Source organism: Streptomyces gamaensis (genome assembly GCF_042656465.1).
Classification (GTDB): Bacteria; Actinomycetota; Actinomycetes; order Streptomycetales; family Streptomycetaceae; genus Streptomyces; species Streptomyces gamaensis.
In genome coordinates, this window is sequence record NZ_JBHSPB010000006.1 from 371,340 (window position 1) to 393,771 (window position 22,432).

Annotated in this window: 24 protein-coding genes; 12 read left to right on the forward strand and 12 right to left on the reverse strand. The window is 67.4% G+C overall.

What is annotated here, in order from left to right; genetic code table 11:
• Positions 1 to 96 precede the first annotated feature (96 nt).
• The gene (locus ACFP1Z_RS12845) at positions 97 to 2,532 is read right to left on the reverse strand and encodes a cation-translocating P-type ATPase (RefSeq protein ID WP_390316265.1); all 2,436 of its coding nucleotides are present in this window, start codon (positions 2,530 to 2,532) and stop codon (positions 97 to 99) included.
• A gap of 995 nt (positions 2,533 to 3,527) precedes the next feature.
• On the opposite strand from ACFP1Z_RS12845, the gene ACFP1Z_RS12850 reads away from it, so the two are divergent.
• The gene (locus ACFP1Z_RS12850; RefSeq protein WP_390316266.1) at positions 3,528 to 3,836 is read left to right on the forward strand and encodes a hypothetical protein; all 309 of its coding nucleotides are present in this window, start codon (positions 3,528 to 3,530) and stop codon (positions 3,834 to 3,836) included.
• 65 nt (positions 3,837 to 3,901) lie between these two features.
• Positions 3,902 to 4,123: an AEC family transporter gene (locus ACFP1Z_RS12855; protein ID WP_390316267.1), complete on the forward strand. Its 222-nt coding sequence runs from the start codon at positions 3,902 to 3,904 to the stop codon at positions 4,121 to 4,123.
• On the opposite strand, the gene ACFP1Z_RS12860 is transcribed toward ACFP1Z_RS12855, so the two are convergent.
• Complete coding sequence (locus ACFP1Z_RS12860) at positions 4,116 to 5,243, reverse strand: TMEM175 family protein (protein WP_390316268.1); 1,128 nt, start codon at positions 5,241 to 5,243, stop codon at positions 4,116 to 4,118. The two genes, ACFP1Z_RS12855 and ACFP1Z_RS12860, sit on opposite strands and share 8 nt — an antisense overlap.
• A 549-nt stretch (positions 5,244 to 5,792) precedes the next feature.
• Here ACFP1Z_RS12860 and ACFP1Z_RS12865 point away from each other — a divergent pair.
• The gene (locus ACFP1Z_RS12865; RefSeq protein WP_390316269.1) at positions 5,793 to 6,092 is read left to right on the forward strand and encodes a hypothetical protein; all 300 of its coding nucleotides are present in this window, start codon (positions 5,793 to 5,795) and stop codon (positions 6,090 to 6,092) included.
• Between the two features lie 64 nt (positions 6,093 to 6,156).
• On the opposite strand, the gene ACFP1Z_RS12870 is transcribed toward ACFP1Z_RS12865, so the two are convergent.
• From ACFP1Z_RS12870 to ACFP1Z_RS12880, 3 genes are all read right to left on the reverse strand, one after another.
• Positions 6,157 to 6,633: a GNAT family N-acetyltransferase gene (locus ACFP1Z_RS12870; protein WP_390316270.1), complete on the reverse strand. Its 477-nt coding sequence runs from the start codon at positions 6,631 to 6,633 to the stop codon at positions 6,157 to 6,159.
• Entirely contained in the window at positions 6,630 to 7,157 is a 528-nt protein-coding gene (locus ACFP1Z_RS12875; RefSeq protein WP_390316271.1) for a transposase, read from the reverse strand. Before ACFP1Z_RS12875 ends, ACFP1Z_RS12870 begins: the two co-directional genes overlap by 4 nt.
• A gap of 135 nt (positions 7,158 to 7,292) precedes the next feature.
• The gene (locus ACFP1Z_RS12880) at positions 7,293 to 7,640 is read right to left on the reverse strand and encodes a VOC family protein (RefSeq protein ID WP_390316272.1); all 348 of its coding nucleotides are present in this window, start codon (positions 7,638 to 7,640) and stop codon (positions 7,293 to 7,295) included.
• Between the two features lie 454 nt (positions 7,641 to 8,094).
• Between ACFP1Z_RS12880 and ACFP1Z_RS12885 the strand changes: the two genes are divergently transcribed.
• From ACFP1Z_RS12885 to ACFP1Z_RS12895, 3 genes are all read left to right on the forward strand, one after another.
• Positions 8,095 to 8,736, forward strand: coding sequence for a hypothetical protein (locus tag ACFP1Z_RS12885; protein ID WP_390316274.1), 642 nt, complete (start codon positions 8,095 to 8,097; stop codon positions 8,734 to 8,736).
• A gap of 214 nt (positions 8,737 to 8,950) precedes the next feature.
• Complete coding sequence (locus ACFP1Z_RS12890; RefSeq protein WP_390316275.1) at positions 8,951 to 9,535, forward strand: class F sortase; 585 nt, start codon at positions 8,951 to 8,953, stop codon at positions 9,533 to 9,535.
• A 67-nt stretch (positions 9,536 to 9,602) separates the two neighbouring features.
• Positions 9,603 to 10,043 carry a hypothetical protein gene (locus ACFP1Z_RS12895; protein WP_390316276.1) on the forward strand — a complete coding sequence of 147 codons (441 nt, stop codon included), beginning with the start codon at positions 9,603 to 9,605 and terminating at the stop codon, positions 10,041 to 10,043.
• Between the two features lie 228 nt (positions 10,044 to 10,271).
• Here the strand turns inward: ACFP1Z_RS12895 and ACFP1Z_RS12900 are convergent, their stop codons facing one another.
• Together ACFP1Z_RS12900 and ACFP1Z_RS12905 are read right to left on the reverse strand one after the other, a co-directional pair.
• Positions 10,272 to 11,468 carry a macrolide family glycosyltransferase gene (locus ACFP1Z_RS12900; RefSeq protein ID WP_390316277.1) on the reverse strand — a complete coding sequence of 399 codons (1,197 nt, stop codon included), beginning with the start codon at positions 11,466 to 11,468 and terminating at the stop codon, positions 10,272 to 10,274.
• A gap of 58 nt (positions 11,469 to 11,526) precedes the next feature.
• Positions 11,527 to 12,180, reverse strand: coding sequence for a CatB-related O-acetyltransferase (locus ACFP1Z_RS12905; RefSeq protein WP_390316278.1), 654 nt, complete (start codon positions 12,178 to 12,180; stop codon positions 11,527 to 11,529).
• A gap of 99 nt (positions 12,181 to 12,279) precedes the next feature.
• On the opposite strand from ACFP1Z_RS12905, the gene ACFP1Z_RS12910 reads away from it, so the two are divergent.
• The 4 genes from ACFP1Z_RS12910 (at position 12,280) to ACFP1Z_RS12925 (ending at position 15,582) form a co-directional block, all read left to right on the forward strand.
• Positions 12,280 to 12,906 (forward strand): TetR/AcrR family transcriptional regulator, encoded by a 627-nt coding sequence (locus ACFP1Z_RS12910; protein ID WP_390316280.1) that lies wholly within the window; start codon positions 12,280 to 12,282, stop codon positions 12,904 to 12,906.
• Positions 12,907 to 13,104: 198 nt separating this feature from the next.
• A complete protein-coding gene (locus tag ACFP1Z_RS12915) occupies positions 13,105 to 13,545 on the forward strand; it encodes a hypothetical protein (protein ID WP_390316281.1) in 441 nt (146 codons plus the stop codon).
• A complete protein-coding gene (locus tag ACFP1Z_RS12920; RefSeq protein WP_390316283.1) occupies positions 13,542 to 14,642 on the forward strand; it encodes a histidine kinase dimerization/phospho-acceptor domain-containing protein in 1,101 nt (366 codons plus the stop codon). The genes ACFP1Z_RS12915 and ACFP1Z_RS12920 overlap by 4 nt, the downstream gene beginning before the upstream one ends.
• Positions 14,643 to 14,688: 46 nt before the next feature.
• Positions 14,689 to 15,582, forward strand: a complete 894-nt coding sequence (locus ACFP1Z_RS12925) for a DNA/RNA non-specific endonuclease (protein ID WP_390316284.1) — start codon at positions 14,689 to 14,691, stop codon at positions 15,580 to 15,582.
• A 285-nt stretch (positions 15,583 to 15,867) separates the two neighbouring features.
• On the opposite strand, the gene ACFP1Z_RS12930 is transcribed toward ACFP1Z_RS12925, so the two are convergent.
• The 5 genes from ACFP1Z_RS12930 to ACFP1Z_RS12950 form a co-directional block, all read right to left on the reverse strand.
• Positions 15,868 to 17,127: a protein-glutamine gamma-glutamyltransferase gene (locus tag ACFP1Z_RS12930; protein WP_390316285.1), complete on the reverse strand. Its 1,260-nt coding sequence runs from the start codon at positions 17,125 to 17,127 to the stop codon at positions 15,868 to 15,870.
• A 289-nt stretch (positions 17,128 to 17,416) separates the two neighbouring features.
• Positions 17,417 to 17,890 carry a hypothetical protein gene (locus ACFP1Z_RS12935; RefSeq protein WP_390316287.1) on the reverse strand — a complete coding sequence of 158 codons (474 nt, stop codon included), beginning with the start codon at positions 17,888 to 17,890 and terminating at the stop codon, positions 17,417 to 17,419.
• A 115-nt stretch (positions 17,891 to 18,005) separates the two neighbouring features.
• A complete protein-coding gene (locus tag ACFP1Z_RS12940) occupies positions 18,006 to 18,422 on the reverse strand; it encodes a transposase family protein (RefSeq protein WP_390316288.1) in 417 nt (138 codons plus the stop codon).
• A 297-nt stretch (positions 18,423 to 18,719) separates the two neighbouring features.
• On the reverse strand, positions 18,720 to 19,679 hold the full coding sequence (locus tag ACFP1Z_RS12945; RefSeq protein ID WP_390316289.1) for an immunity 49 family protein: 960 nt from the start codon (positions 19,677 to 19,679) through the stop codon (positions 18,720 to 18,722).
• A 204-nt stretch (positions 19,680 to 19,883) separates the two neighbouring features.
• Complete coding sequence (locus ACFP1Z_RS12950; RefSeq protein WP_390316290.1) at positions 19,884 to 20,480, reverse strand: hypothetical protein; 597 nt, start codon at positions 20,478 to 20,480, stop codon at positions 19,884 to 19,886.
• Positions 20,481 to 21,536: 1,056 nt separating this feature from the next.
• Between ACFP1Z_RS12950 and ACFP1Z_RS12955 the strand changes: the two genes are divergently transcribed.
• Both ACFP1Z_RS12955 and ACFP1Z_RS12960 read left to right on the forward strand, forming a co-directional pair.
• Complete coding sequence (locus ACFP1Z_RS12955) at positions 21,537 to 22,022, forward strand: GNAT family N-acetyltransferase (protein WP_390316291.1); 486 nt, start codon at positions 21,537 to 21,539, stop codon at positions 22,020 to 22,022.
• A 41-nt stretch (positions 22,023 to 22,063) separates the two neighbouring features.
• Entirely contained in the window at positions 22,064 to 22,309 is a 246-nt protein-coding gene (locus ACFP1Z_RS12960; RefSeq protein ID WP_390316292.1) for a hypothetical protein, read from the forward strand.
• Positions 22,310 to 22,432: the final 123 nt, after the last annotated feature.

Genomic DNA, 22,432 nt, shown 5'->3' on the forward strand with positions numbered 1-22,432 from the left:
ACCGCCGTCGCGGTCTGCGGGGACTTGTCGGTTCCGCGGACCGCGGCGGCGGCGCAGCGCTCTGCCCGGCGAGTTGGGACCGGACGACAACGGGCATCAGTTCTGGACTTTTCGTCCCGCCCATCGCCAGGTGACCTCGATGACGGCGGCTGTGGCGACGGCGATGCCGACCGCTGTCCATGGCATGACCGTACCGACCAGCTTGAGCTGGAAGTACTCCTGCAGCCACGGTACGACGAGTACCACGACGAACCCGGCGGCCATCGCCACCAGCAAGCCGATGCGCCACCACGTGTACGGCCGGGCGACGATCGCCAGTACCCACATCGTGATGATGAACAGAGCCAGGGTCGTGACACTGGTCTGGGCCTCCACCGCACCCGGCCCGTCGTAGTGGTCACGGGCCAGAAGGTACGTGACGAAGGTGGCCGTGCCCGCCAGGAGTCCCGCTGGCAAGGCGTAGCGCAGCACGCGTTGGGTGAAGTGCGGTGCGGCACGTTCGGTGTTGGGGGCCAGCGCCAGGACGAAGGCGGGGATGCCGATGGTGAGTGTCGCCAGCAGGGTCAAGTGGCGGGGCAGGAACGGGATGGGGATCTGCCAGAGGGAGACAAGGATCGCCAGCAGTACGGAGTAGGCGGTCTTCGTCAGGAACAGCGTGGCGACGCGGGTGATGTTGCCGATGACCCGGCGGCCTTCGGCCACGACGGACGGCAGGGAGGCGAAGCTGTTGTTGAGCAGGACGATCTGGGCCACCGCTCTGGTCGCTTCCGATCCCGAGCCCATGGAGACGCCGATGTCGGCGTCCTTGAGTGCCAGGACGTCGTTGACCCCGTCACCGGTCATGGCCACCGTGTGTCCGCGCGACTGCAGGGCGGAGACCATGTCCCGCTTCTGTTGGGGGGTGACCCGGCCGAACACCGCGCGCTGTTCAAGGGTTTCGGCCATGTCCTTCGTGCCGGCGGGGAGCGTACGGGCGTCCACCGGGGCGTCGGCTCCGGGCAGGCCCAGCTTCGCGGCCACGGCACCGACGGAGTCGGCGTTGTCACCCGATATGACCTTGGCAGCGACACCCTGCTCGGCGAAGTAGCGGAGGGTCTCGCCCGCGTCGGGACGCAGCGTCTGCTCCAGAACAACCAGGGCAGCGGGCCGTAGGTCCTCGGTCACCCGGGCGTCGTCCAGGTGACGAGACGTCCGGGCGAGCAGCAGCACTCTCAGCCCTTGGGCGCTGAGATCCGCGGCATCGAGGAATGCCGGATCCGTCGGCGGGAGGAGAACGTCGGGCGCGCCCAGGAGCCAGGTACTGGCAGTGCCGTCGGGACCGTCGAGGGACGCGCCGCTGTACTTGCGGGCCGAAGAGAAAGGCAGGGACTGCGTGCAGTGCCATGCACCGCTGTCCGGGCAGGCGGCGATGAGGGCCTGCAAGGAGGGGTTGGGACGCGGCTCGGTCTTGCCGAGGGCGGCGAGCACTTGCCTGATCTCCGACGCCCGGGCCGTGCCCAGCGGGCGCAGTTCCTTGAGGGACATGGTGCCCTCGGTCAGGGTCCCGGTCTTGTCGAGGCACACCACATCGACACGGGCCAGGGTCTCGATCGCCGGGAGTTCCTGCACGAGGCATTGTTTGCGGCCGAGCCGGACGACGCCTATGGCGAAGGCGACGGACGTGAGCAGCACCAGTCCCTCGGGGATCATCGGAACGATCCCGGCGATCATCTTGGCCACGGATTCCTTGACCGGCAGCCGGAGGGTGAACAGGTGCAGGACGACGAGTGCGATGGAAGTCGGCACCATCATCCACGTCACGTACTTCAGGATGCGGCTGATACCGGAGCGCAGCTCGGAGTGGACCAGGGTGAAGCGCGACGCTTCCTCGGCCAGCTGAGCGGCGTATGCCTCTCTGCCGACCCGGGTGGCGGTGAAGGCTCCGGAGCCGGCGACGACAAAGCTGCCGGACATCACCTTGTCGCCAGGTTTCTTGAGCACCGGGTCGGCTTCACCGGTCAGCAGCGACTCGTCGATCTCCAATCCGTCGGCTTCGATGACGTCGCCGTCCACGACGATCCTGTCGCCCTGCCCCAGCTCGATCACATCGTCCAGTACCACTTCGTGGGTCGATATGAGGGAGGAGCGTCCGTCACGGCGGACCGTCGGCCTGGACTCTCCGATGACGGCGAGCCCTTCGAGGGTCTTCTTGGCGCGCAGTTCCTGGAATATACCGATGCCCGCGTTGGCCAGAATGACCCAGCCGAAGAGCGTGTCCTGGAACGGGGTGACGAACAGGGCCACGGCCCACAGCGCCGCGATGATGGCGTTGAACCGGGTGAAGACGTTGGACCGGACGATTTCCGCGGTCGAGCGCGACGAGCGCACGGGGACGTTGTTGACCTCGCCCCGTGCTACTCGCTCGGCGACCTCGGCAGCGGTCAGTCCCGATCCGGCCGATCCGGCTGATCCGGCTGATCCGGCGACGACGCTTTCACAGGCCGTACCGTCGGGCTCTCCGTGGCGGGCTCCCGCCTGTGTTTGCCGCGTCATGCGATGGACCATACGTGACGGAGCGGAGGCAGCCCGGGTTTCCCATGGAGAAAAAAAGCACACAGATTTGGAGGGCTTATGGGCAACCCATTGCGCAGTGGAGTGCGTCTACCAGTCGGCAGAAGAACGGCAAGAGCCGAGGCGGGGAGGCCTTGTTGAGTGCTCCTCGTGGACCCGCGGTCCTGACCCACAGACGGCCAACGGATCAGAACCCCAACCGTCTCGATCAATATCCTGAAGCTTTCTCCACGACTGCCCGGTTGCATCAGGAACCTGTCCTGCGCGGTGGGCCGCGAGGCCGACGGAGAGCAGCCGGAAGGCGGCGAACCCACCACTCCCGAAGCCCATCCGACGATCGCCACTGCCCAGTGGCTCATGGACGCCCCAACGCGGACGGCAGCACTGGCGCGATGCGCAGCCACGGCATCCGCGTCCTCGCCCGTACGTCACCTCCACATCGGCATGGGCAAGCAACCCCCACACCGTCGTCACTCTCATCAGCTCCGCCGACGTCTACCCCCACGACGTGACCGTCGACTTCGTTGTCGTCTGCTAGGTGTAGTAGCCAAGGGCGTTGTTGACAGGGATCTCGATCCAACCGGGCGCGAATGGGCGGCGCGTCAGCGTGTCGAGGTCGACGGGTCGTTTGGCTGCCGTTCGCGGGGGACCGCTGCGCCGGGCTCGGGTCTCAGCGCCCGTCCGCGGGAAGCCGGACGGCTGTGAACGGGAGCGACAGGATCATGGACTTGGTACTGCCGGACGTGGTGCCGTCGGCCGGTTCGGTGGTGGCGGGGTTCATTCGCCAGGGGCGAGGGCTACTGTCCACCGAGTTGCCTGACTTCGCCCAGGACGCAACGGCCACGCAATGAAGGGCTGTTCGTGGCCCATTCCCACGCGCGGTTGACCGTCCATGGCAGACGCCTTCTGGTCGATCGGGCGTGGCGAGCCGAAGGCGACGCGAGGCTGGCTCTACGAGTCTTGGCATCAACCCCGTCGTGCCTGCCGGGAAGGTTCTCGTCGTGGAGCACATCTCGGGGTCGTGCCAGGTAGGCGAGAACGACGTGGTCGATCAGATCCTTGTCCAGGATGACACGGGAGAGCAGTCGGTCTTCCTGCCCGTCCAGTTCGCATCCAGCCCCATCTTCGCCGCCGGGAACCCCGCAGCCCCGAGGGCCCGAAGCCGGCAGTTCGGCTCACCTGTACGGCTGTACATCGCCAACCAGAGCAGGATCAACGTCAACGCCGGCGCAGGGACCACCGGCAACCTTGACGTTGCAATTGTCGGTCAGTTCGTCGACGTGTGAGCGCCCGGAGGCATGGCTGCTGTGAGGAAACACACTGGTCACAGAGCGGTGCGGAGCCCAACGCCGTGCAGCCTGCGGCCGCCTGCGCGCTCGGCCGCCGGGCCTTCGGCCTGGACCGGCACAGGTTGCTGGCCGTGACCGTGTGCGCGGGCCTGCCGACGGCACAGAACGCGTTCGTCCACGCCGCCGGGTACCGGCTGCGCACCGACGTGGCCAGGGACACCATGGTGGGGTCGACGCTGCTGTCGTTCGGCACGCTGTCGCTGATCACATGGCTGCTCACCTGAAGCGGGGCGCCAGCCGGGCCAGGAAGGTCAGCCACCACAAGCACTTGGCCAGCGTGGGGGAGAGCAGGGCCACCGGGATCGACGTGGCGAACGCAGCGGCCAGCGTGGCGTTGCCGTACACGGCCTGCTGCACCTGCTGTTGCGTCACTCCGGGTGCGCGCAGCGGGCCGGGATGACGCAGACGCAGGCACATGACTGTCATGACGGCGGTGACCGTTGCGAGGGCGCCGGCGTAGACGGCCGTGGCGGCGAAGGTCTGGCCGTACTCGCTGAGCAGCCGCGTCGGGAACGGCAGCGCGGCGACGACGGCCAGCAGGCCGAGCTCCAGGCGCACCATGGTGCGGTCGAGCGTGGCGACCATGCGGAACAGTCTGTGATGCCCCAGCCACAGCAGGCCGATCACCGCGAACGTGAGCAGATAGGCATAGATCTTGAGCAGCAGCTCATACAGAGCGTGGCCGAGCTCCGCCGCCGGGAGGCCGTCGGGGACGTGGAGTTCGAGTGCCAGCAGGGTGATGGCGATGGCGGTCACCGCGTCGGCGAACGCCAGCAGTCGGTCCACTTCGATCGCGTACAGTTCGCGCGCCACGCCCACCAGCGTGGGGGACATCTGGGTGTGCTCTGCGTATGATCCGCCCGCAATCACGCGATCGGGTGAAGGGTGTGCGGACCGGTGATCACTCGTTCGTGAGTTCAGACATAGGCGTCTTCGTTCTGGCCGCCAGACCATGCGCTGGTACGGGATGGGCCGGAAGCCGAGCTCTTCGCAGAGGCCGATGCCGGACTCGGTGGCGGTGAGCGCGGCCGAGGAACAGCCCTGGGCGGCCAGCCAGTCGCGGGCGGCCCGGGTGACGCGGCGGGCGTAGCCACGCCGCCGGTATGCGGGTTCGGCGGCAACTTGGTGGATCTCCCCGTGCCACAGGGCGGTGGAGCTGTGGCCGGGCAGCCGCAGGGAGAGACCGGCGCCCGCGCACGAGGCGAGCCTGCCGGGGGCACCGGGAGCGTCGATGACGAACACGGCGAAGTGCGGGTCGTTCTGGAGGAAGGCCCGGAATGCCTGCTCGCACTCCCTGATCCAGGTTCCGCCGGGGGTGGGTTCGTCGTGGTTGGCGTCGAGCATGATGTCACGCAGACGGACGAGTTCGGGGGCGTCGTCGGGTATCGCGCGGCGGACGCGGCTCCCTTCGCCTGGTCGAATGCGCTATCACGACCCAACTCGGTGACGCCCCAACTGACTTGCGCACCTGGGCGAACGACGAGCCGACGTGCCAGGCGGCGTACGACCGACTCCGCAGCGGATCGCCGTTTGCGCTGTCCACGACCGACCACACGGGCCGGTACGTGCTCGCCGCATGGCCCGTGGACTTCCCGGCACGTCTTGACGCACTGCCCGCTCAACACGCGCGATCCATGAACTCCCGCTCTCTCCACCTGAAACACACAAGCACTGCCGTAGCAAGCGATTTCCTCTTTCCGTTTTCTGTGATCAGAGTGGGCCAGATGTCCGCTACTGGTCGGCCGGACTGCCCAACCAGTGGCGGATCGCTCGGCCCCGCACGCGGGGACGGGCCAAGCACCCGCTCGAAGAGTGATCAGCCGTTCATCACTTCCGTCGTGCCTCTCATATCGCCTGCCAGGCAAGCCAGTTCGGCGATTTGGAGCCGTGACGATGCACTTGGAATACGGTGTGCATGCCCTCGGCTCCGACGAACCCGAGCTCGCTGAGAAGATCGCCGAGCATGTGCGCACATGGAACCGGGAGCACCGTGGCGGACCCGGCCCGCGCATCGCCGTCTACCCGGTCGGCACCCCCGATGACCGAGTTCCCGGGCTTCCCGGCGGACACGTGATCGACAAGGATCACCGCCGGGTCACGTTCTCCTGGCCGGGGCCACACCACACACTCGCCAACCCGGCCCAGCCCGTAACCGTGGCCGTGCCCGACAATCCGTCCGTCGAAGAGAGCTGAAGGCAGCCGTTGACCGTACAGACTCCGGCACTGCGTTACATCGGGGTCAAAGCCGGAGTAATTGTCAAGATCTGTGGATTGGGCCAGGCTGAGGCGGCTTGGTAGACATCCTGATCTTGATGTCATTCTCGCCGTGATGACTGATTTCATGCAGGCCCAGTCGCCGGTAGAGGGTCTGGGCCCGCTGGTTGACGGCGAGTACGTCCAGGGTGAGGTCCTGGCCTTGCTGGCGGGCTTGGTGCAGGAGGGTGCGGATGAGCCGGCTGCCGATGCCGCGTCCCTGGTGGTCGGGGTGGAGCTCGATACGTGCCAGGTAGATCTCCGTCGGCCGGCACTCGACGTGGAGTATGCCGACCTTCGTGCCGCCGGTGGTGATGATCTGCCATCGGTCCGGGTTGAACGCGCCGGTGTGGAGGTCGCGTTGGGTCTGCTCGTCCCAGCCCCAGACGGCCGTGATGTAGGCGCCCATGGCGGCTTTGTGCAGTTGGAAGCAGTACTCGCTGTCCGCGGAGGTGGCTGGCCGCAGGCCGATGGCCGTCATGCTGCTCGCTCCCCGGGCCGTTCGATCAGCCGACCGCGTTCGAAGTCGGCTCCGGCGCGGTCGAGGGCGACGAGGTGGGATGCGTTCACCGCTCGCCAGCGGGCCTGGGCCGGTTCGACGAGCATGAACACCATGGCCAGAGCGGCTGCGCGGGAGCTGGCACCGCGGGTGACCTTGGTCCGCAGGCGAACGGTGGAGAAGGTCGACTCGATCGGGCTCTTGGTCCGCAGGTGGACCCAGCGCTCGGCGGGGACGTCGTAGAAGGCCAGCAGTTCCTGCTTGTCGTTCACGCGAGGGGGCTTCACCTCGACCGTGCCGGCGGCGGTCGTGACCTTCCGTGGCTGGTGGTAGCCGTTGCGCATCACCAGGCGGCGGCCGCGATCGTCCCGCTGGTCGGTCAACTCGGTAAGATGAGCGTTGACTTCAGCCTCCAGTGCGGCGGAAAGCATCCGCCTCGCGCCCTCCCGGATGATCTCATCGATCAGAGAGTCGTCGGCATTGACGACGCTGACCACGCTGAGCACGGGAGTGCCTTTCCCGGCCGATGCCGCGAACGTCGGTCCTCTCGGTGACCTACCGGTCAATCACCCGGGAAGGCAGGCCCGTTGCGCGCCCTCCCGGGGCCGATCCACAGGTACTGAGTATTGCTCGGAGTGCAGTCAGCGGTGTCCCAGCACGTTGACCACCCGGCCATTAGGGTCGCGGACGAAGAACCGTCGCACCCCCCACTCCTCATCCTGCAGAGGATGAAGGATCTCCGCACCGCTGTCCCGCATGACCGCGAAGACCGCGTCCACATCGTCCACTTCAACACTCATGTCAGGAGTGACCTGGGCTGTCTTGTCGCTGGCCATGAAGCTGACCTGCGCCGCCGGACTGGACGGGGAAGCCACCGTCATGATCCAGCCGTGGTTCATCACCTCCTCGAAACCCAGCAGGGCATAGAACTCACGGCTCTTTTGCACAGCCTCTGACTGGATGTTGGGCACGACACGGCGAACGGCCATCGACGACTCCAGGGGAGAACAGATGAGTTTCCCATACTCCATAGAAGTACTACGGCTCATCGGCCGCCGCACACACTTTCCAACTGATCGAGCGCGGCGCGAGGGCGTGACCCACGGGTGGTCGGTGATCCTGCGGGTGGCGCCGGAGCCGGGAAAGCAGTTCCGCAGTGAGCGGGAACGTACAGGCCGTACTGCCCCCGCTTCGGGCCGAGGTTGAGAAGATGCAGGGGACAAGAGCACTGCTCGCATCCGGCCGCCGGGGCCTGGTCCGGTAAGCCCTGGGAACTGGTCCGGTAGGCCCTGGGAAAGGTCCCTCGGGTGTGAGGTCGAAGGTCCTGTTTGCAGAGATTCATTCATACGTAAGGCGTTCCGTTACATTCCTTACGTATATCCATCATGTGCGGCTCGTAGCTTTCCGGGTGTCGTCAATCACCGATCGAAGGGATCGTCCGTCATGCGCGTCACCCGCCGTACACTGCGTGCCGCCGTCGTCGCCGGCCTGGTCGCCGGCGTCGCTCTCCCGGCGTCGTCCGCCTTCGCTTCCACCGCTGCACCGTCATCTTCTGCCTCCCAGACTCCGGCCCCCTCCAAGTCCCCCGACGGTGAGGGCAAGCAGGACAAGGAGCCCGATTCCCAGGAGTACAAGCTCAGCAACGGGGCGGTGGCACACGTCTACAAGCTGCCCAAGGGCGGGTACATGGCGTGGATCACGATGAACGGCCAGCGCATCGCCAACCTCAGTGCCGGGCAGCCGACTGCCACGGTCAAGGGCTACAAGTACGAGCTGAACCAGGCCAATGGGTTCGTGGGCGTCGTGCACCCGGACGGCTGGCACAGCGAGCAGGACGAGAGCCAGCAGGAGTACGACAAGAAGCACCACAAGAAGGACGACAAGCAGGACAACCGGCAGGGCAGCGGCACCGGCGGCAGCCACCACGGCCAGGTCCCCAAGGGCGGTGTCAAGGCCGGTGCCGAGGGCGTGTCCAGCAGCGACGGCCCCGACACCGGCATGCTGGCCGCGGGCGGCGGTATGGCCACCGCGGCAGCCGCCGGACTCGGCTTCGCGATGAAGCGCCGCGGCCGTACCGGAGCCTGACCCCCGGGCCCCTGCGCCCCGACCTCCCCTTCCCACACACCTGGTCGCCAGGACGGACGGACCCGGTCCGTCCTGGCGACCGCATGCCGCAGGAGTTCACGTGAGCAGCGCTCCCGAAGTTTCCGCAGCAGGCTCCGCCTGCACTGGTACAGCCTCGCCGCTGGATGCCGTAGCAGCGCGGGCACCGCGCCGCCTTCGTCGCACAGGGCGTCTCGTGGCGGCCGCCGTCCTGACGGGAGCGCTGGGCGTCGGCCTCGCTGCCTGCGGCTCCGGCTCGGGCAGCCCCGCGCCCGACGTGAAGGTGTCGAACGCGGCGGCCGCGCCCGACGGCCGTAACGCCGCCCCGATGGAGAGGTCCAGGCCGACCGGTCTGCGCATTCCGTCGGCAGGCGTTGAGGCGAAGTCGATGCTGGACCTGGGTATGGGCGCCGACCAGGAGTTGGAGGTGCCACCGGTCGACAAGGCGAACGAGCCTGGCTGGTGGACCGGAGGTGTGACGCCGGGCGAGAAGGGCGTGGCTGTGATCGTCGCGCACTATGACACGGCCAAGGGACCCGCGCTCATGAGGAACATCGCGAAGGTCAGGGTCGGCGACACGATCGAGGTGCCGCGGGCGGACGGCAGCACGGCGAAGTTCAAGGTGCGCGAGATCCAGGAGGTGAACAAGAAGGACTTCCCCACCGACAAGGTGTACGGGCCGACCGACCGCCCGGAGCTGCGCCTGCTGACCTGCGGCGGTCCCATCAAGGACGGCCACCGCACGGACAACATCATTCTCTACGCGGACCTCGTGAAGTAGCGCAGCGGCAAGCGAGAACGGTCAGGCCGGTACGCCACGACAGCGGGCCGGCGGAAGCAGGAATCACGTGAAGGGCAGCGCCCTCATTCCCGGCGCGGCCCTCGGGCTGTCCGCGGCAGGTCTGCTGCTGGCCGGCTGCGGCGCCCCCGGCGCCTTGCACCATGCGGGCGCGACCCCGACCGCGCAGGCCCCGACCGGCCTGTGGCCCGATCTGCCACCCCCGCCCGCCCAGGACTACGGGCCTGCCCAGCCGGAGGCGGTGAACGGTGTCGTCGTGCCGGACGGCGACCTGCACAAGGTGAATCCGGTCGACATCGTCAAGGCGCAGATCAAGGCACACCCGGACACGGTCACCGGCGCGGATGCCCCGGACAACAAGGCGCAGACCAAGGCCACCGACGAGGGCGCCCTGGACAAGGGGACGGCCGACGCCATCGGGAAGTGCACCGAGCCCGCTGTCGGTTATGAACAGCTCGCTGCGTGCCGTCTTCGACGTCTTCGTCGTTGAAGTGGGCAGCACCGCGACGGCTGGAGACCGCGCTCGCGCGGATCAGGCAGCTGCGAGCGGAGAACAGCGACCTCGCCGGGCGTCTGGAGACCGTATACGGAGAGATCCGCAGGCTCCGTGGCGCGTCTCCTCGAGATGGTCATGCCCAGGAGAACGGACAGCAGACGGCGACCACTTCGAGAGGCGCCACCACCTAACGCTGCAGCACGATCACCGAAGCGGCAGTGTTCAGAGCGCGGGGTTTTCGGCGGCTGCCAGCATGTGCTCGATGAGGTCAGCAGCGCGCGGGGTGCCGCCCTCGGCCCGGGCGGCGGCCTGCAACTGCTTGGACCGGTCGACGCGTTCCGCATCCGTGACCAGGTCGTTCAGCGCCGTGCGAAGGGTCTCGGCGGTGGCGTCAGCGGTGTCCACACGGCGGGCGACGCCGAGTTCCACGAGCCGGTCGGCGTTCATGAACTGCTCGGCTCCCTGCGGCACGGCGATCATGGGAACGCCGGCGAGGAGCCCTTCGCCGCAGCCGCCCATGCCGGCGTGGGTGACGAAGGCGTCGGCCTGTTCCAGGATCGCCCGCTGCGGGACCCAGGAGTGCACTTCGACGTTGGGCGGGATGGTGCCGAGGTCCTCGGGGTCGGTGTACTTGCCGATCTGGAGTACGACGTGCCAGCCGGGCAGGTCGCCGAAGGCCGCGATGCACTGGCGGTAGAACGCGGGCTGACGCGTGTACGCCGAGCCGAGCGAGATCAGCAGCACGTTGTCCGCGGTCGACGGGCGGGTCCAACCGTCCCTGTCCGCTCGGGTGTCGAAGCAGGGGCCGACGAAGGTCACCGTGTCGGTGTCGACTCGATCGGCCTGCGGCTGCATCGCTCTCGGGATCAGGGCGAGGGCCCGGGCGGGCGGGCCGGAGAACGTGTCCACGTCCGTGGTGGTCGCACCGCAGTCGGCGAGCCACCGTGCGAACCTGTCCCGGTACGCGTCAGCGCCCGGCAGCTTCCGCGGATGCGCCGCGACTTCCTCCTGGTAGCCGTCCCAGCCGACGAACGTCGGGGACAACTGCACGAGGGGACGGCCCTGCGCTTCGGCGAGGGCGCGCGCGGCATAGGCGCCGATGTCGTAGAGGTACAGGTCGGCCGGATCGTCGTCGTAGGCGGCGCGCAGTTGCGGGAGCGCCTGGACGGCGTCGTCGAGGAAGAGGCTCGCCGCGGCGATGGGATCGGCAGGCCAGTCGTTGTCCGCGACGGGCAACGTGGAGGTGCACGGCACCAGCTCCGCGCCGGCGGATTCGATCAGGTCGGCCACGAACGGGTCGTTGGCGTAGGTGACCCGGTGCTCGCGGGCCACCAGCTCACGGATGAGCGCGTGGCTGGGCAGGACATGGCTGACGATGGGGACGCCGACCATCGCGATATGGGCGCGGCGACGGGACATGGGCGATCACTCGTTTCTGGCGCGGGACGGGTGCGGGCGGTGTGGCGAGGACGCGGTGTCAGGGCTGGTCGATCTGCGCGGCGGCCTCCTCCAGGTCGGCGACGGTCCCCGACATGATCGTCCGTACATGCCTGGTGATGTGCTGCACGGGCCAGTCCCACCACGCCACGGCGAGGAGTCGGGCGATGTCCGCAGCGTCGTAGCGGGTACGGATGAGCCGGGCCGGGTTGCCGCCGACGATGCCGTAGTCAGGGACGTCGCCGGTGACCACGGCGCCGGCGGCGATGATCGCGCCGTGGCCGATGCGTACGCCGGGCATGACCGTGGTGCCGTGGCCGAACCACACGTCGTTGCCGACGACTGTGTCGCCCCGGCCGGGCAGGTCGGTGATCAGATCGAAGTGCTCCGACCAGGAGCCTCCCATGGTGGGGAACGGGAAGGTGGAAGGACCGTCCATGCGGTGGTTGGCGCCGTTCATGATGAACCGGGTGCCCGTCCCCAGCGCGCAGTACTTGCCGATGACAAGCCGCTCGGGACCGTAGTGGTAGAGAACGTTGCGTGTCTCGAACGCGGTCGGGTCGTCCGGATCGTCGTAGTAGGAGAAGTCACCGACCTCGATCAACGGCGACTTCACCAGCGGCTTGAGCAGAACCACGCGCGGGTGCTCGGGCATCGGGTGGAGCACGGTGGGGTCAGCGGGAATGGGCGGCATCGCGGAGGCGGTTCCTCTCTGGTGAACCTAGAGCGACAACTGTCGCTTTAAGATGCTGGCACAGCCCTGCCGCCTTGATCAACCGGATACTGATTGCTGATGACAGACCCACTGGACACGACATCGGACCGCCGTCCGGGCGGTCGCACCGCCCGCATCCGCGCCCAGGTTCTCGATGCGGTGCGCGCCGAACTCACTGAACGCGGTCACGAAGGACTCACGATGGAGGGCGTCGCGACGCGCGCCGGAGTGCACCGCGCCACGGTCTACCGGCGTTGGCGCGATGTCGGCGGCCTGCTCGCCGACGTCATCCACGCCGCCGGCGAGATCGACTGGCAGCCACCGGACACCGGCTCCCTGCGCAGCGATCTGACGGCCCTCAACCAGGAGATCCAGGAATCCCTGGTCGTACAGCCGTCGCTCGCCATCGCCCTGATGGCCGCCTCATTCCACTCCGAACAGGCCGCGCGAGCCCAGACGCAGCTGTGGACGGACCGGTACACCCAGTGCGAGATCCTCGTCGAGCGCGCCATCGAGCGCGGTGAACTCCCCGCACAACACACGGACGCGCGGAGCCTGCTGATCGCCGCCACAGCGCCCCTGTACCACCAGCTAGTGCTCCTGCGCGCCGATCCGGACCCACACCTCCCTAAACGGGCCGCGGAGGCGGCAGTCCTGGCGGCTGCCGCGGGCGCCTTCCCCGTCCGTCGGGCAGAGAGCGTGTGATCGAGGAGACAGGGAGCGAACGCAAGCTCAATCAAGAACGCCACAAAACCTGGATCACGGTCCAGTAGCCCTGGTTCGGACACCAGGGAGCAAATAGCCGCGAGGCCAACTTTTGAGGGCTCACCTACGGCGGCGGGCGGCCGGGTCGTGCACGGCCACGTGCCGGGCGACCGCGTCGACTACATATCCTTGACGAGAATGAGCTGGTCAGATGCTGTGCTCACTACTCAAGCTAGACATAAACCACGGTCGTGCCCGGTTCTCCAGGCGTACTACCGCGATCTGACCCGCGACGGCAAGGACGACCTCATCGTGGGCATCCGCATGCCCGAGCACCGACTGGCCGTCCGCGTCTACATGGTGGATCGAGGCAAGCTGACCGCAATCATGGGCATCTCGGATGCCCTTGCCGGCGTGCAGCTCGCCGGACACCGGCTGGTGATCGATGCCGCATGCGATCACGCCGGGTACGCAGTGCGCACCGACTGGGCGTACGACAGCCACCGGCATGCGATGACCCCAAGGCGCGTCGACCCGATCCCGCCGCCCAGCACCGGAACGCCCAACGGCGCCTCCGCAACGCCGCACCCTGCCATGTCCTCCGGCTCCGCGGGCACCTTCCTGTCGGCCGCCTCATGAGCCGTCGGCGTCCCGAGCGTCCTCGTCGCGCCGCGCGCACCTGGCTGCCCCCGTGGACGGCGACACTGGTGTGGAAAGCCGCCGTGTTCAACACCGTGATGTGCTGCGCGCTCGCCGCCCTGCTCGGACTCCTCGTCCATGCCTCGGTGACCCGGCAGATCGTCGGCAGGGCCGAGGACCGCGCCCTGACGAAGCTCACGAACGCCGCGAAGGCGTACCAGGCGGGCCGCCAACTCGGGCCGGGGACGGGCATCGACCCGGACGGCCTGCCCGACGAGCTGAGGAAGCTGGCAGCACGCGGCAGCCGCGGAACCATGGTGAGCACCGTCGACGCGCGCCCCACGATGTGGGCAGCGGGCCCTGCGGACGGCGGGCGCGCCCTCGCCGTACAGCTCGACTACTCTCCCAGCGAGCGCACCATCAGCCGCGTGGACGACACGATCATCGACTCCTCGGCGCTGGCCATCGGGGCAACGCCCCTGGTGGGCGCGTTCGTTGTGACCCGGGTGACCCGACGGCTGGAGCACACCGCGGCAGTGGCCCGCAAGATCAGCGGGGGTGATCTGGATGCACGCGTCCACGATCCGCGCACGCGAGCCCCCTCGCGCCGCCAGGACGAGGTCTCGTCGGTCGCCGGGGCGCTGGACACGATGGCATCGTCGCTGCAGGACCGCCTGCAGACCGAGCAGAGATTCACCGCAGACGTGGCACACGAACTGCGCACCCCGCTGACCGGGCTGCACGCGGCGGCGGAGCTGCTGCCGGCAGGACGTCCGACGGAACTCGTACGGGACCGGGTGACGGCCCTTCGCACGCTGACCGAGGACCTGCTGGAGATATCCCGACTCGATGCGGGCAGCGAAACCCTCGACCTCGACACCCGTCGACTCGTGCCGCTGGTCGAGCGGGTGGTACGCGCCTCGGGCCTTCACACACGCATCGACATCGTGCACGACATGACGGTGAAGACCGACCGGCGACGCCTGGAGCGAGTGCTCGGCAACCTCGTCGCGAACGCCCACAAACACGGGCTCCCGCCGGTCGTGCTGACCATCGATGGACCAGCGATCACTGTGCGCGACCACGGGTGGCTTTAACGCCTTGAGTTGGCCCCGCCTCTTCGGTCTGATTCGGCCCCGCTTCGTGATCAACAACGGTGAAGTTCCGGGCTGTGGTGGCCCCCGCATTCCGGTCCGTCCCCCGCCGCCGTCTATCGACCAGAACCCCAACAACGGCAAGAACCCGAGGCCGGCTCCGAAGCGTCCGCCGCTGAAGCCGGAAGGGGATCCCGGCTGGAAGCCGGGTGACGTGGTGCAGGCGGTCATCACCGCCGCTCGCATCCTCGACCTGTTCAACAGTGACACCTACGAGCCGACACAGGGGCATTGGGCAGACCCGAACTCGGCACCGACGGATGAGAGGGGAGGAAAGAACAATGGCCGCTCCCGCGATGACGGTAAGTGCGATGGCGGCCCTGGAAGGAGTCCGAGCGGCCACGCCACGTACCTGCCTCGTGAGCGCTACTTCGACAAGTTCGAGGGCAGTGAGCAGTGCAGAGCTACGGGATCCTACGGAGTACTCGACATCAGCGACTACAACAAGAACCGTAAGGCGCCGGGGACCAACACCAACAAGAAAACTCGGCCGCCGGGCATGCGTGAGATCGACGCCCAGGGGCATGATGCCGCTAACGGTCATTTGATTCCTGCAGTCCTGACTGGTTCGGGAATCGATCTCAGGAACCTCGTCGCCGAGTACAAGGAGACCAATCACCGCTACCTCAACTTCGGAGTGGAAAAGGAGATCTGTAATGCGATCAAGTCGGGTAATCATCTGCAGCTTTCCGTGGTTCCCCGCTATGGGCGGCCTGAATCCGGGATCCCGACCAGCATCGAGTACAACTACACTGTGATCGAAACAGGGGTCTCCAAGCGCTGTATCATTCATCAGTCGCCTACCGGGGGAACCACGACCGGCGACGCAAGCCTCGTTCTGGGGCGCAGCAAGCTCAACGGCCCTGTCCCGGTGCAAGACTGACGTTGTTGCAAACGTCACGCTACCGAGCAGGGCCGCCCTCATGATCGAGCCGAAACCTCCGTGAAAATAGGCCTCCAGGGGCAGTGGTCGTTCTTGTCCGGGTGAGTCTGCTCGGGTGTCGGCTGTGCTGAGGTTGTCGCTGCGCCGACGGTCCGCGTCGAGGGGCTTGGGCTTACCGGGCGGAGGCCGGCAGAAGCCGTAGTGCAGCCGGGGTGGCCGCCGGTGTGTGGTGGGCCGGGAAGGACTGAACAGGGCCGGGCGGCCTGGTCCTTCTGATCGGTTCTGTCACGGCCAGCCTTGCTTCACCTTGGCGGGTGCGGTGTTCCAGCTCTTGGGTATGAACGTGATGACGTAGGCTCCGCGGTCGAAGTCCTCGTACCCGGCAGACCAGTTCCGGAACTTGCTCTCGTACACGTGCATGGGCCCCAGGTCGCCATTGGGCGCGTGATAGTGGTTGCCGTGGGTCCATATGGTCTTGTCGGCATCCGCTTCGGTTTGAGCGCCGAACCAGCCGTAGTCGAAATTGACCCAGCCTTCACCAGGGTTGGCGGGGCTGCGCGGTATGTTCCTGTCCTTCGACATGTCGACCAGGCCTGTGCTCGGGGCGGGACGGAAGGCATCCGGGTCGCCGTACTTCCTCTTGTCGGAGGAGCCCCACTGGTCCTGACCGCTCCAGAAGTGCTTCGAGTAGATTACCGCCTTCATCTTGGCCGGGTCGTAGTTGCCCCCATCCCTTTCCTTGAAGGACGGTGTGTTCCTCAGCGCCGAGTAGAAGTTCGAGCGACTGTCCTCGTAGAGCAGAGCGTCATTGCTGTTCGTGAGCTCTGTCTTGAGGTTGTCGATGTAAGTCCCCTCGTCGTGGGCGTTTTCCAGGGCCTTGTTCATGAGGGCTGCCACATCACGCGCCCGCTGGAAGCCCTTCCTCTCGTCGAAACTGTCCTTGGCGATGCGCCCCTCGAACTCCGCCTGCGTTTCATCGGATCTGGGTCTGGCGTTCTTGAGGTCGTTCTTGTACTTGTTCTCGTCGAAGGACGCGAACGCCAACTTGTTCGTCGGGTAGGGGCCCGAGTTGACCCAGGTGACGCCAACGCAGCCGTAGGACAGCTTTTCTCGCTGCTCCTCGGTCATTTGCTGTTTCTTGCCGTCTCGTTCGCTGTAGACCTGCTGCCACTTGCGTATGTAATTGTTGACGACCGTACTGGCTCTGCCTCCGTAGGCCCGGTACGCGTCAGGCATCCTGTCGAGCGGTTCGGCGGAAGGGGTTTCCCGGTCGTCGGAGGCCCGGAAGAACGCGCCGGCGCTCGGCAGCAATCCCGCCGGAGCCTTGTCAGGCTGCCCCAGAGCCAGAGCTCCTTCGTTCAGCGCGTTGATGTTCCTGACGTCATCCGCCGTCAGGCCGTGCGTTGCGGCGTAGGACCCCTTCTTTGCCCAGTCGCTGCTGCTGGCGGCCTGACTGACCGACGGCATGAATCCAGCGGTGTATATGACCGCACCGACAGAGGCGAAGGCGAGGAATCTCCGACGTTGATACACGAAAATCGACAACTCCCTTATGGTGGAATCTCATGGAACGAGGGCATGCGAGAGCACGACGCGATGGAGAGGTTTGCGACGTACTGCCGCTCAGGGCCTTGGCCGCGCAGTCCTGCGTCGCTGCGCTGGCGGCGGGAAGGCCGTCGTCGCGAGGCGGAAGGCGATGCAGTAGATGCAGGAGGTGGCGGTGGCGGTGCGGTCATCGCCGTTCATGACCGTGGCGACCGCGCGGTGGGCTGGGCGCGACTCGGTCGCCCGCCCGACGGCGCTGGCCGCCCGCGTCGGCGGGGCCGGGGGCTCCCTACATCAGGGTTGTCGCCGAGGCGACGACGCGGGCCTGGTCCGGGTGCTCGGGGTCGCCATAGCGGACCTCGACACGCGGGTGGGAGCGCATGAAGTCGGTGTCGACCAGGCGGACTTGGCCGGGGTGATCGACCGTGCGCACGGCGATGTCCGTGTCGAGGAAGAAGCTGAACTCCCCCGTGGCCGGGGCGTAGACGAAGAACTTGCGGCCCTCGAACTTCTGCCGCGCGACGTCGTCCGTCAGGACCAGGGACCAGAAGCCCGTGCAGTGGCCCGCGGGACACATGAACTGGAAGTCGGCCCGCAGGCCGTCCAGTTCCATCCAGCGGAAGGGGTTGTCGTCGTCCGCGTTGATCGTGGTGGCGGCGGTGGCGGTGGCGGCGGTCGCCGGGGTTCCCTGGGCGAGCGGTAGGGCGAGGAAGGCGGTCACGGCGGCGGCAGTGAGGGCGCGGAGAGCGGCTCTGCGTATCACGTCTCGGCTCCTGGATGAGTGATCAGGTTGATACGAGCAGTGATCATGTCCCCGTGTTAACTCCCCGGCAACATCATGGCTTTAAAACCGGCCACTCTGTCACGTAGGGCGGTATCTAGCCATGCATCCGACCTGCGAGTCCGGCGGGTGTGGGCTGTCCGGCAGTGAGGCTGGTGACCGCGTAGAGGTCTCGTTTGCCGCACCGTCCGGTCTTGCCGGCCACTCGGCGGCGCTTGTACTGCCTGCTCCAACGCGTCGCGTCGATGCGGCCCAGCAGCCGCCGTACTGCCGTTTCCACAGGCCGACTCCGCTTCGGGAACAACGAATCGGGTCGTACGCCAAGGCGTTTCAGGACGAAAGGCGGGGCGTCTGAGATCCACTCGCCGACCGCGAGCAGGGAGGTTGCTCCGGCCAGAACCGCGCATGCGATCAGCGCGAGCGCGGCGACCAGATCGTGCCGTACACCGCGCAGATCTCGTGGGTCGGGCACCTCGTCCAGCCGCTCCAGCAGGCCCGGGATCTCCTCGGACACGGCCTGGAACGATGCCCAGGGTCGGCACCCCCGCCGTATCCCGCAAGGTCGAGACGCTGCCGTGTCGCAGGCGTTACCGTCCTGCTCGGCGGGTGACGCTGTTGGCGGACCCGGAGGCCGACGGCGGCAAGGTGCGGGTCCTCTACCCGGTCCTGGGCTGTGAAGAGGTGGCCAGTCAGCAGCCGTTCCCCGACTCGCCGTTGTTCGCGTGCGTGACGCGCCCGCTGCGCTTGGACGGGCAGCAGGGGAACATTCCCTGTCCGGACGGGATGTGTTCAAGGTGCCCGGACGGCCCTGTCAGCATCTGGAGGTCCAGTTGCCCAGGTCGTTCTCGTCGCCGTCCGCCGTTACCCTCAGCGCCCGCGGGGAACCGAGGATGCCGTGCGGCAGGTAGCCGGACCGCACGCCCAGCTCCCAGCCGTGCACCTGGACCGCGAGGACGGCCAGGGCCAGGGGGCCGAGCGGCAGCAGGGTCCTGGGGGCGGGATCGGACCCCAGACTCTCCCGGTGCTCGGTGAGCCGGGCCACGAGGGCCTGTTCGAAGGCGCGCTCGTCGTCGTCGAGGAGCACGCGCAGCAGGTGTTGGTCCGGTGTCAGGGGGCCGGCCGCGTCCAGTCGACGGGCCGCTTCGGCGCGCTCGTCGGCGTCCGGACGGCGCAGGGGCACGGTGGGCCAGTGGCGGGGAAGGTGTCCTTGGGCCGGAGTGAGGTAGCCGCACAGGGCGTCCATCGTGGCAAGGTCCGCCGGTTCCGACGTCGATGGCAGCGTCGAGTACGGCACCCCGGCACGGATCTCGGGTGCGTAGTCCTCCAGCAGGAGCAGGCCGGTGACCCGCCGCCATTCCCATACCAGGCCGCTGACCAGGCATATCGCGAACGTGTCCCACCACGTACGGGCCGTGGGGGCCTGCTCGACGACGTCGTCGCCGAAAGTGATGTCGTCGCTGCTGAGCTTCTCGTCGATGAGCAGGAAGCGGATCTCCTGGTCGCCGTCGGGGTAGCAGCCCGCACTCAGTATCCCCAGGGAGCACTCGGCCGCGGTCTGCAGCGCGATGCGTGCCGACTCGTCGAGCGCGGGGTCGGCGAGAGTACGGGCGGCGACGTGGTCGAGGAGCTCGTCGTGGGCCTTCTGAAGCCCCGTCAGGGACAGGTCGTCGTAGCGGAGCCATTGATAACGGCGGAACGTCCGTGTGCAGATGTCCTCCAGAGCCCGGGCGGTCCGCTGCTCACTGACCGTATGGTATGTCACGTCCTGCACGGCTGCCGTCCTTCCTTGATCCTTCCGGCTGGTAACCGATGATTCCAGCAGCCACTGACAACAGCCCCTCCCTGCGCGTAGTTGGAAGGCAGGATGAAGGCCGGCGCGGCACAACCCACGGAGTCCAGGGGCGGCTTCCCCGTGCTCGCCTGCCTGATCGGCGTGGCATGGTCGTGCGTGCCTGGCGGGAACGGGGAGAGGGGATCAGACCGGCAGCCCGATCAGTCCCCATCCACGGTGGCGGGCTTCTTCGACGACCTCGGCCCACCCGTGGAGGAGTCCGGCGAACTCCTCGAACCGCCCGACCCATTTCCCAGGCGCTGCTGCGTGGATACCGAACGGTTCACGCAGCGCTTCGAGCCGAGGGCCGGCTGCGCTCCATGCCCGGGCCAGGGCCGGGACATCCGGGGGCGGGCAGTACGTCCACAGGGCGCCGTGCCAGGGTTCGGCGTCGTCCTCGTCCGGGTCGCTGCCGGTGCCGGGCGGGGTCCGGAACAGCCCGGCGAGGAAGGTGTCCAGCGCGGTGCGCAGGTCGGCCGGGACGTGCTCGCGTACGGCCTCCCACCGCTCGCCCGCCCAGAAGTGCGGCTTGAACGACCCCAGGGTGCCCGCGAATTCATACCGTGCGCACCAGGCCGGGAACCCTTCGGGAGCGGGAGGCAGCCAGGCCCAGCCGTCCTCGACCGCTCCGTCGGCCTCGTCCGGGTCCGCGGCCTCGATGAGCGCGTTCTCGCGGTCGAGGACGTCGATGGTCTCCAGGTGGGCCCAGTCCACTATGAGGGCCGTGATGTCCGCTCCCATGGCCGAAAGCCTAATTCCTGACGCACCAGCGGAACGACCGGTCCGGCCAGTGGCGGCGACGGCGACGGCTTCTCAAGCGGTGGTGCGTGCTGGCCGGACTCTGCCTCGACGCCCGTCACGTCACCGCGCGCTGCGGTCCCTGCTCGTGCTCACGGAGGCTGAGATCTCCCGGTGACAAACGATTACCCACCCCGGTCACGCTCACGACCAGCCTGGGGTCCCCTCCGAAACGCCCCAACTGCCTCGCCGACCCGTAGCTTTCACGGGATGAAACGGCTTCACTGGTACGGATGCTGTGCGATCGATCCACAGCCTCAGCTCTTGCTTCTCACCCGGGCTGGTAGTCCGAGAAGCAGTAGGCGCACGCACCGCGTCCTTCCGCCCTGGCTTCGGCCAGCGGAACTCGCTGCCGAGGGTGGGTCTCCAGGCCCAAACGTGCGGCGTACTCCTGCCCCTCCTCCAGGGCCTTGCAGGTCGAAGAACGATGAAAGACTTCGCCCCCGGCCGTGGTGTAGACGAACTTGACCAGTCCCTCAGGGGGAGGGGCGCAGTCCACGCACTGGTGGACGACTAAGTCGTGTATGCATCTTTCATCCATGCCACCAGGCTAATCAGCGGTCTCGCACATTCGCCGAGATCTGCGGGGACCGGGCCTGCAGCGCCCGACCGTCCTGCGCCCCGCGTGCCCCAACGCGGTCTATGGAGTGGCTCTGGCCGGTGTCCTGCCCGGTTGGGATCATGCATGGTCAGGCGCCGTGCGCTGATGGGCAACTCGGGCAGGGCCTGAGCCACCCGGCGCGCCGTGAGCCGCTCAGCTCGGATCATCCCCGTACTCTCCCCGCGAGCTGGTCGCGTATCCGCACGACGACGGGTCATAGGCGGGCCCTCCGACAGGCGCAGCAGAACCCCAGAGCCGCCCCGGCCGTACGGTCGGGCGATCTTCACCATGGACACCGGCCGCCGAACCAGTGTCAGCACGCTGAAACCCTTGCACACCAGCCCACTTGGGTGTAGCTCGTCCCTCAAGGACGACGTCGCGCGCGTATGCTGCGGCGAATGGAGATCCGCATGGCCTCTGACGAGGACTGGCCGGGTATTTACCGGTTTTACTCGGTAATCATGGCCGAGGGCAGGACGTACGCGTTTCCTGAGGGACAGACTCTGGAGGAGGCGAGGCCGTGGTGGATGGAGCGGCCGCCGGGGTGCACGGTGGTCGCTGTGGAAGACGGCGTGATTGTGGGTTCGGCGAAAATGGGGCCGAACCGGCCGGGACGCGGCGCCCACATCGGCACGGCTTCGTTCCTGGTCGACCCGGCGTATCAGGGCAAGGGCATCGGGCGGGCCCTTGGCGAGCATGTCATCGGCTGGAGCCGCGCGGAGGGCTTTCGGGGGATCCAGTTCAACGCGGTCGTCGAGACCAACGTCCCGGCGGTGCACCTGTGGAAGTCGCTGGGGTTCGAAGCGATCGGCACTGTGCCGGATGCCTTCGACCACCCCGAGCACGGCCTGGTCGGACTGCATGTGATGCACTGTCGGCTCTGAGGGGAGCCGTGGATGTCACGATCGCTGGTTTGATCTTGAGTGTGACTGCTTTCCCAGTCAAGAACCAGCGGCTGGCCGCTGCCGGATACATGTGGGCCTTCGCCGCCCTCCGCACCGAGGCCCCACGCGCCCACTACGGCCGACGACGGGCAGGCGGCGAACGCCGCACAGCCGCGCTGAGGAACCTGTTGAACAAGTTGCTCGGCTGCCTCTACCACTGTCTCCAGAACCGGGTGCACTACGAGCCCGATCGCGCCTTCGCGACGCCTCTGGACCTTGCCGCCTAGTGCGTCGTGATTCCGTTGGCGTTACTTGATCTCGTGTGTCTCGTTGCTGCTGGCATGGAGCTCTCCGTTGAACAGGCCGCCGAGTTGCGGGCGTTGGCGAACAGCCGGGATGTGTCCGCGGAG

Excerpts from the sequence above, each read along its gene's own strand:
- ACFP1Z_RS12880 (WP_390316272.1), bottom strand. The coding sequence starts at position 7,640 with ATGGCCGTTCGCCGTGTCGTGCCCAACATCCAGTCAGAGGCTGTGCAA.
- ACFP1Z_RS12845 (WP_390316265.1), bottom strand. The coding sequence starts at position 2,532 with ATGACGCGGCAAACACAGGCGGGAGCCCGCCACGGAGAGCCCGACGGT.
- ACFP1Z_RS12955 (WP_390316291.1), top strand. The coding sequence starts at position 21,537 with ATGGAGATCCGCATGGCCTCTGACGAGGACTGGCCGGGTATTTACCGG.
- ACFP1Z_RS12915 (WP_390316281.1), top strand. The coding sequence starts at position 13,105 with ATGAGCTGGTCAGATGCTGTGCTCACTACTCAAGCTAGACATAAACCA.
- ACFP1Z_RS12910 (WP_390316280.1), top strand. The coding sequence starts at position 12,280 with ATGACAGACCCACTGGACACGACATCGGACCGCCGTCCGGGCGGTCGC.
- ACFP1Z_RS12905 (WP_390316278.1), bottom strand. The coding sequence starts at position 12,180 with ATGCCGCCCATTCCCGCTGACCCCACCGTGCTCCACCCGATGCCCGAG.
- ACFP1Z_RS12900 (WP_390316277.1), bottom strand. The coding sequence starts at position 11,468 with ATGTCCCGTCGCCGCGCCCATATCGCGATGGTCGGCGTCCCCATCGTC.
- ACFP1Z_RS12920 (WP_390316283.1), top strand. The coding sequence starts at position 13,542 with ATGAGCCGTCGGCGTCCCGAGCGTCCTCGTCGCGCCGCGCGCACCTGG.
- ACFP1Z_RS12950 (WP_390316290.1), bottom strand. The coding sequence starts at position 20,480 with ATGGGAGCGGACATCACGGCCCTCATAGTGGACTGGGCCCACCTGGAG.
- ACFP1Z_RS12860 (WP_390316268.1), bottom strand. The coding sequence starts at position 5,243 with ATGCTCGACGCCAACCACGACGAACCCACCCCCGGCGGAACCTGGATC.
- ACFP1Z_RS12885 (WP_390316274.1), top strand. The coding sequence starts at position 8,095 with ATGCGCGTCACCCGCCGTACACTGCGTGCCGCCGTCGTCGCCGGCCTG.
- ACFP1Z_RS12865 (WP_390316269.1), top strand. The coding sequence starts at position 5,793 with ATGCACTTGGAATACGGTGTGCATGCCCTCGGCTCCGACGAACCCGAG.
- ACFP1Z_RS12870 (WP_390316270.1), bottom strand. The coding sequence starts at position 6,633 with ATGACGGCCATCGGCCTGCGGCCAGCCACCTCCGCGGACAGCGAGTAC.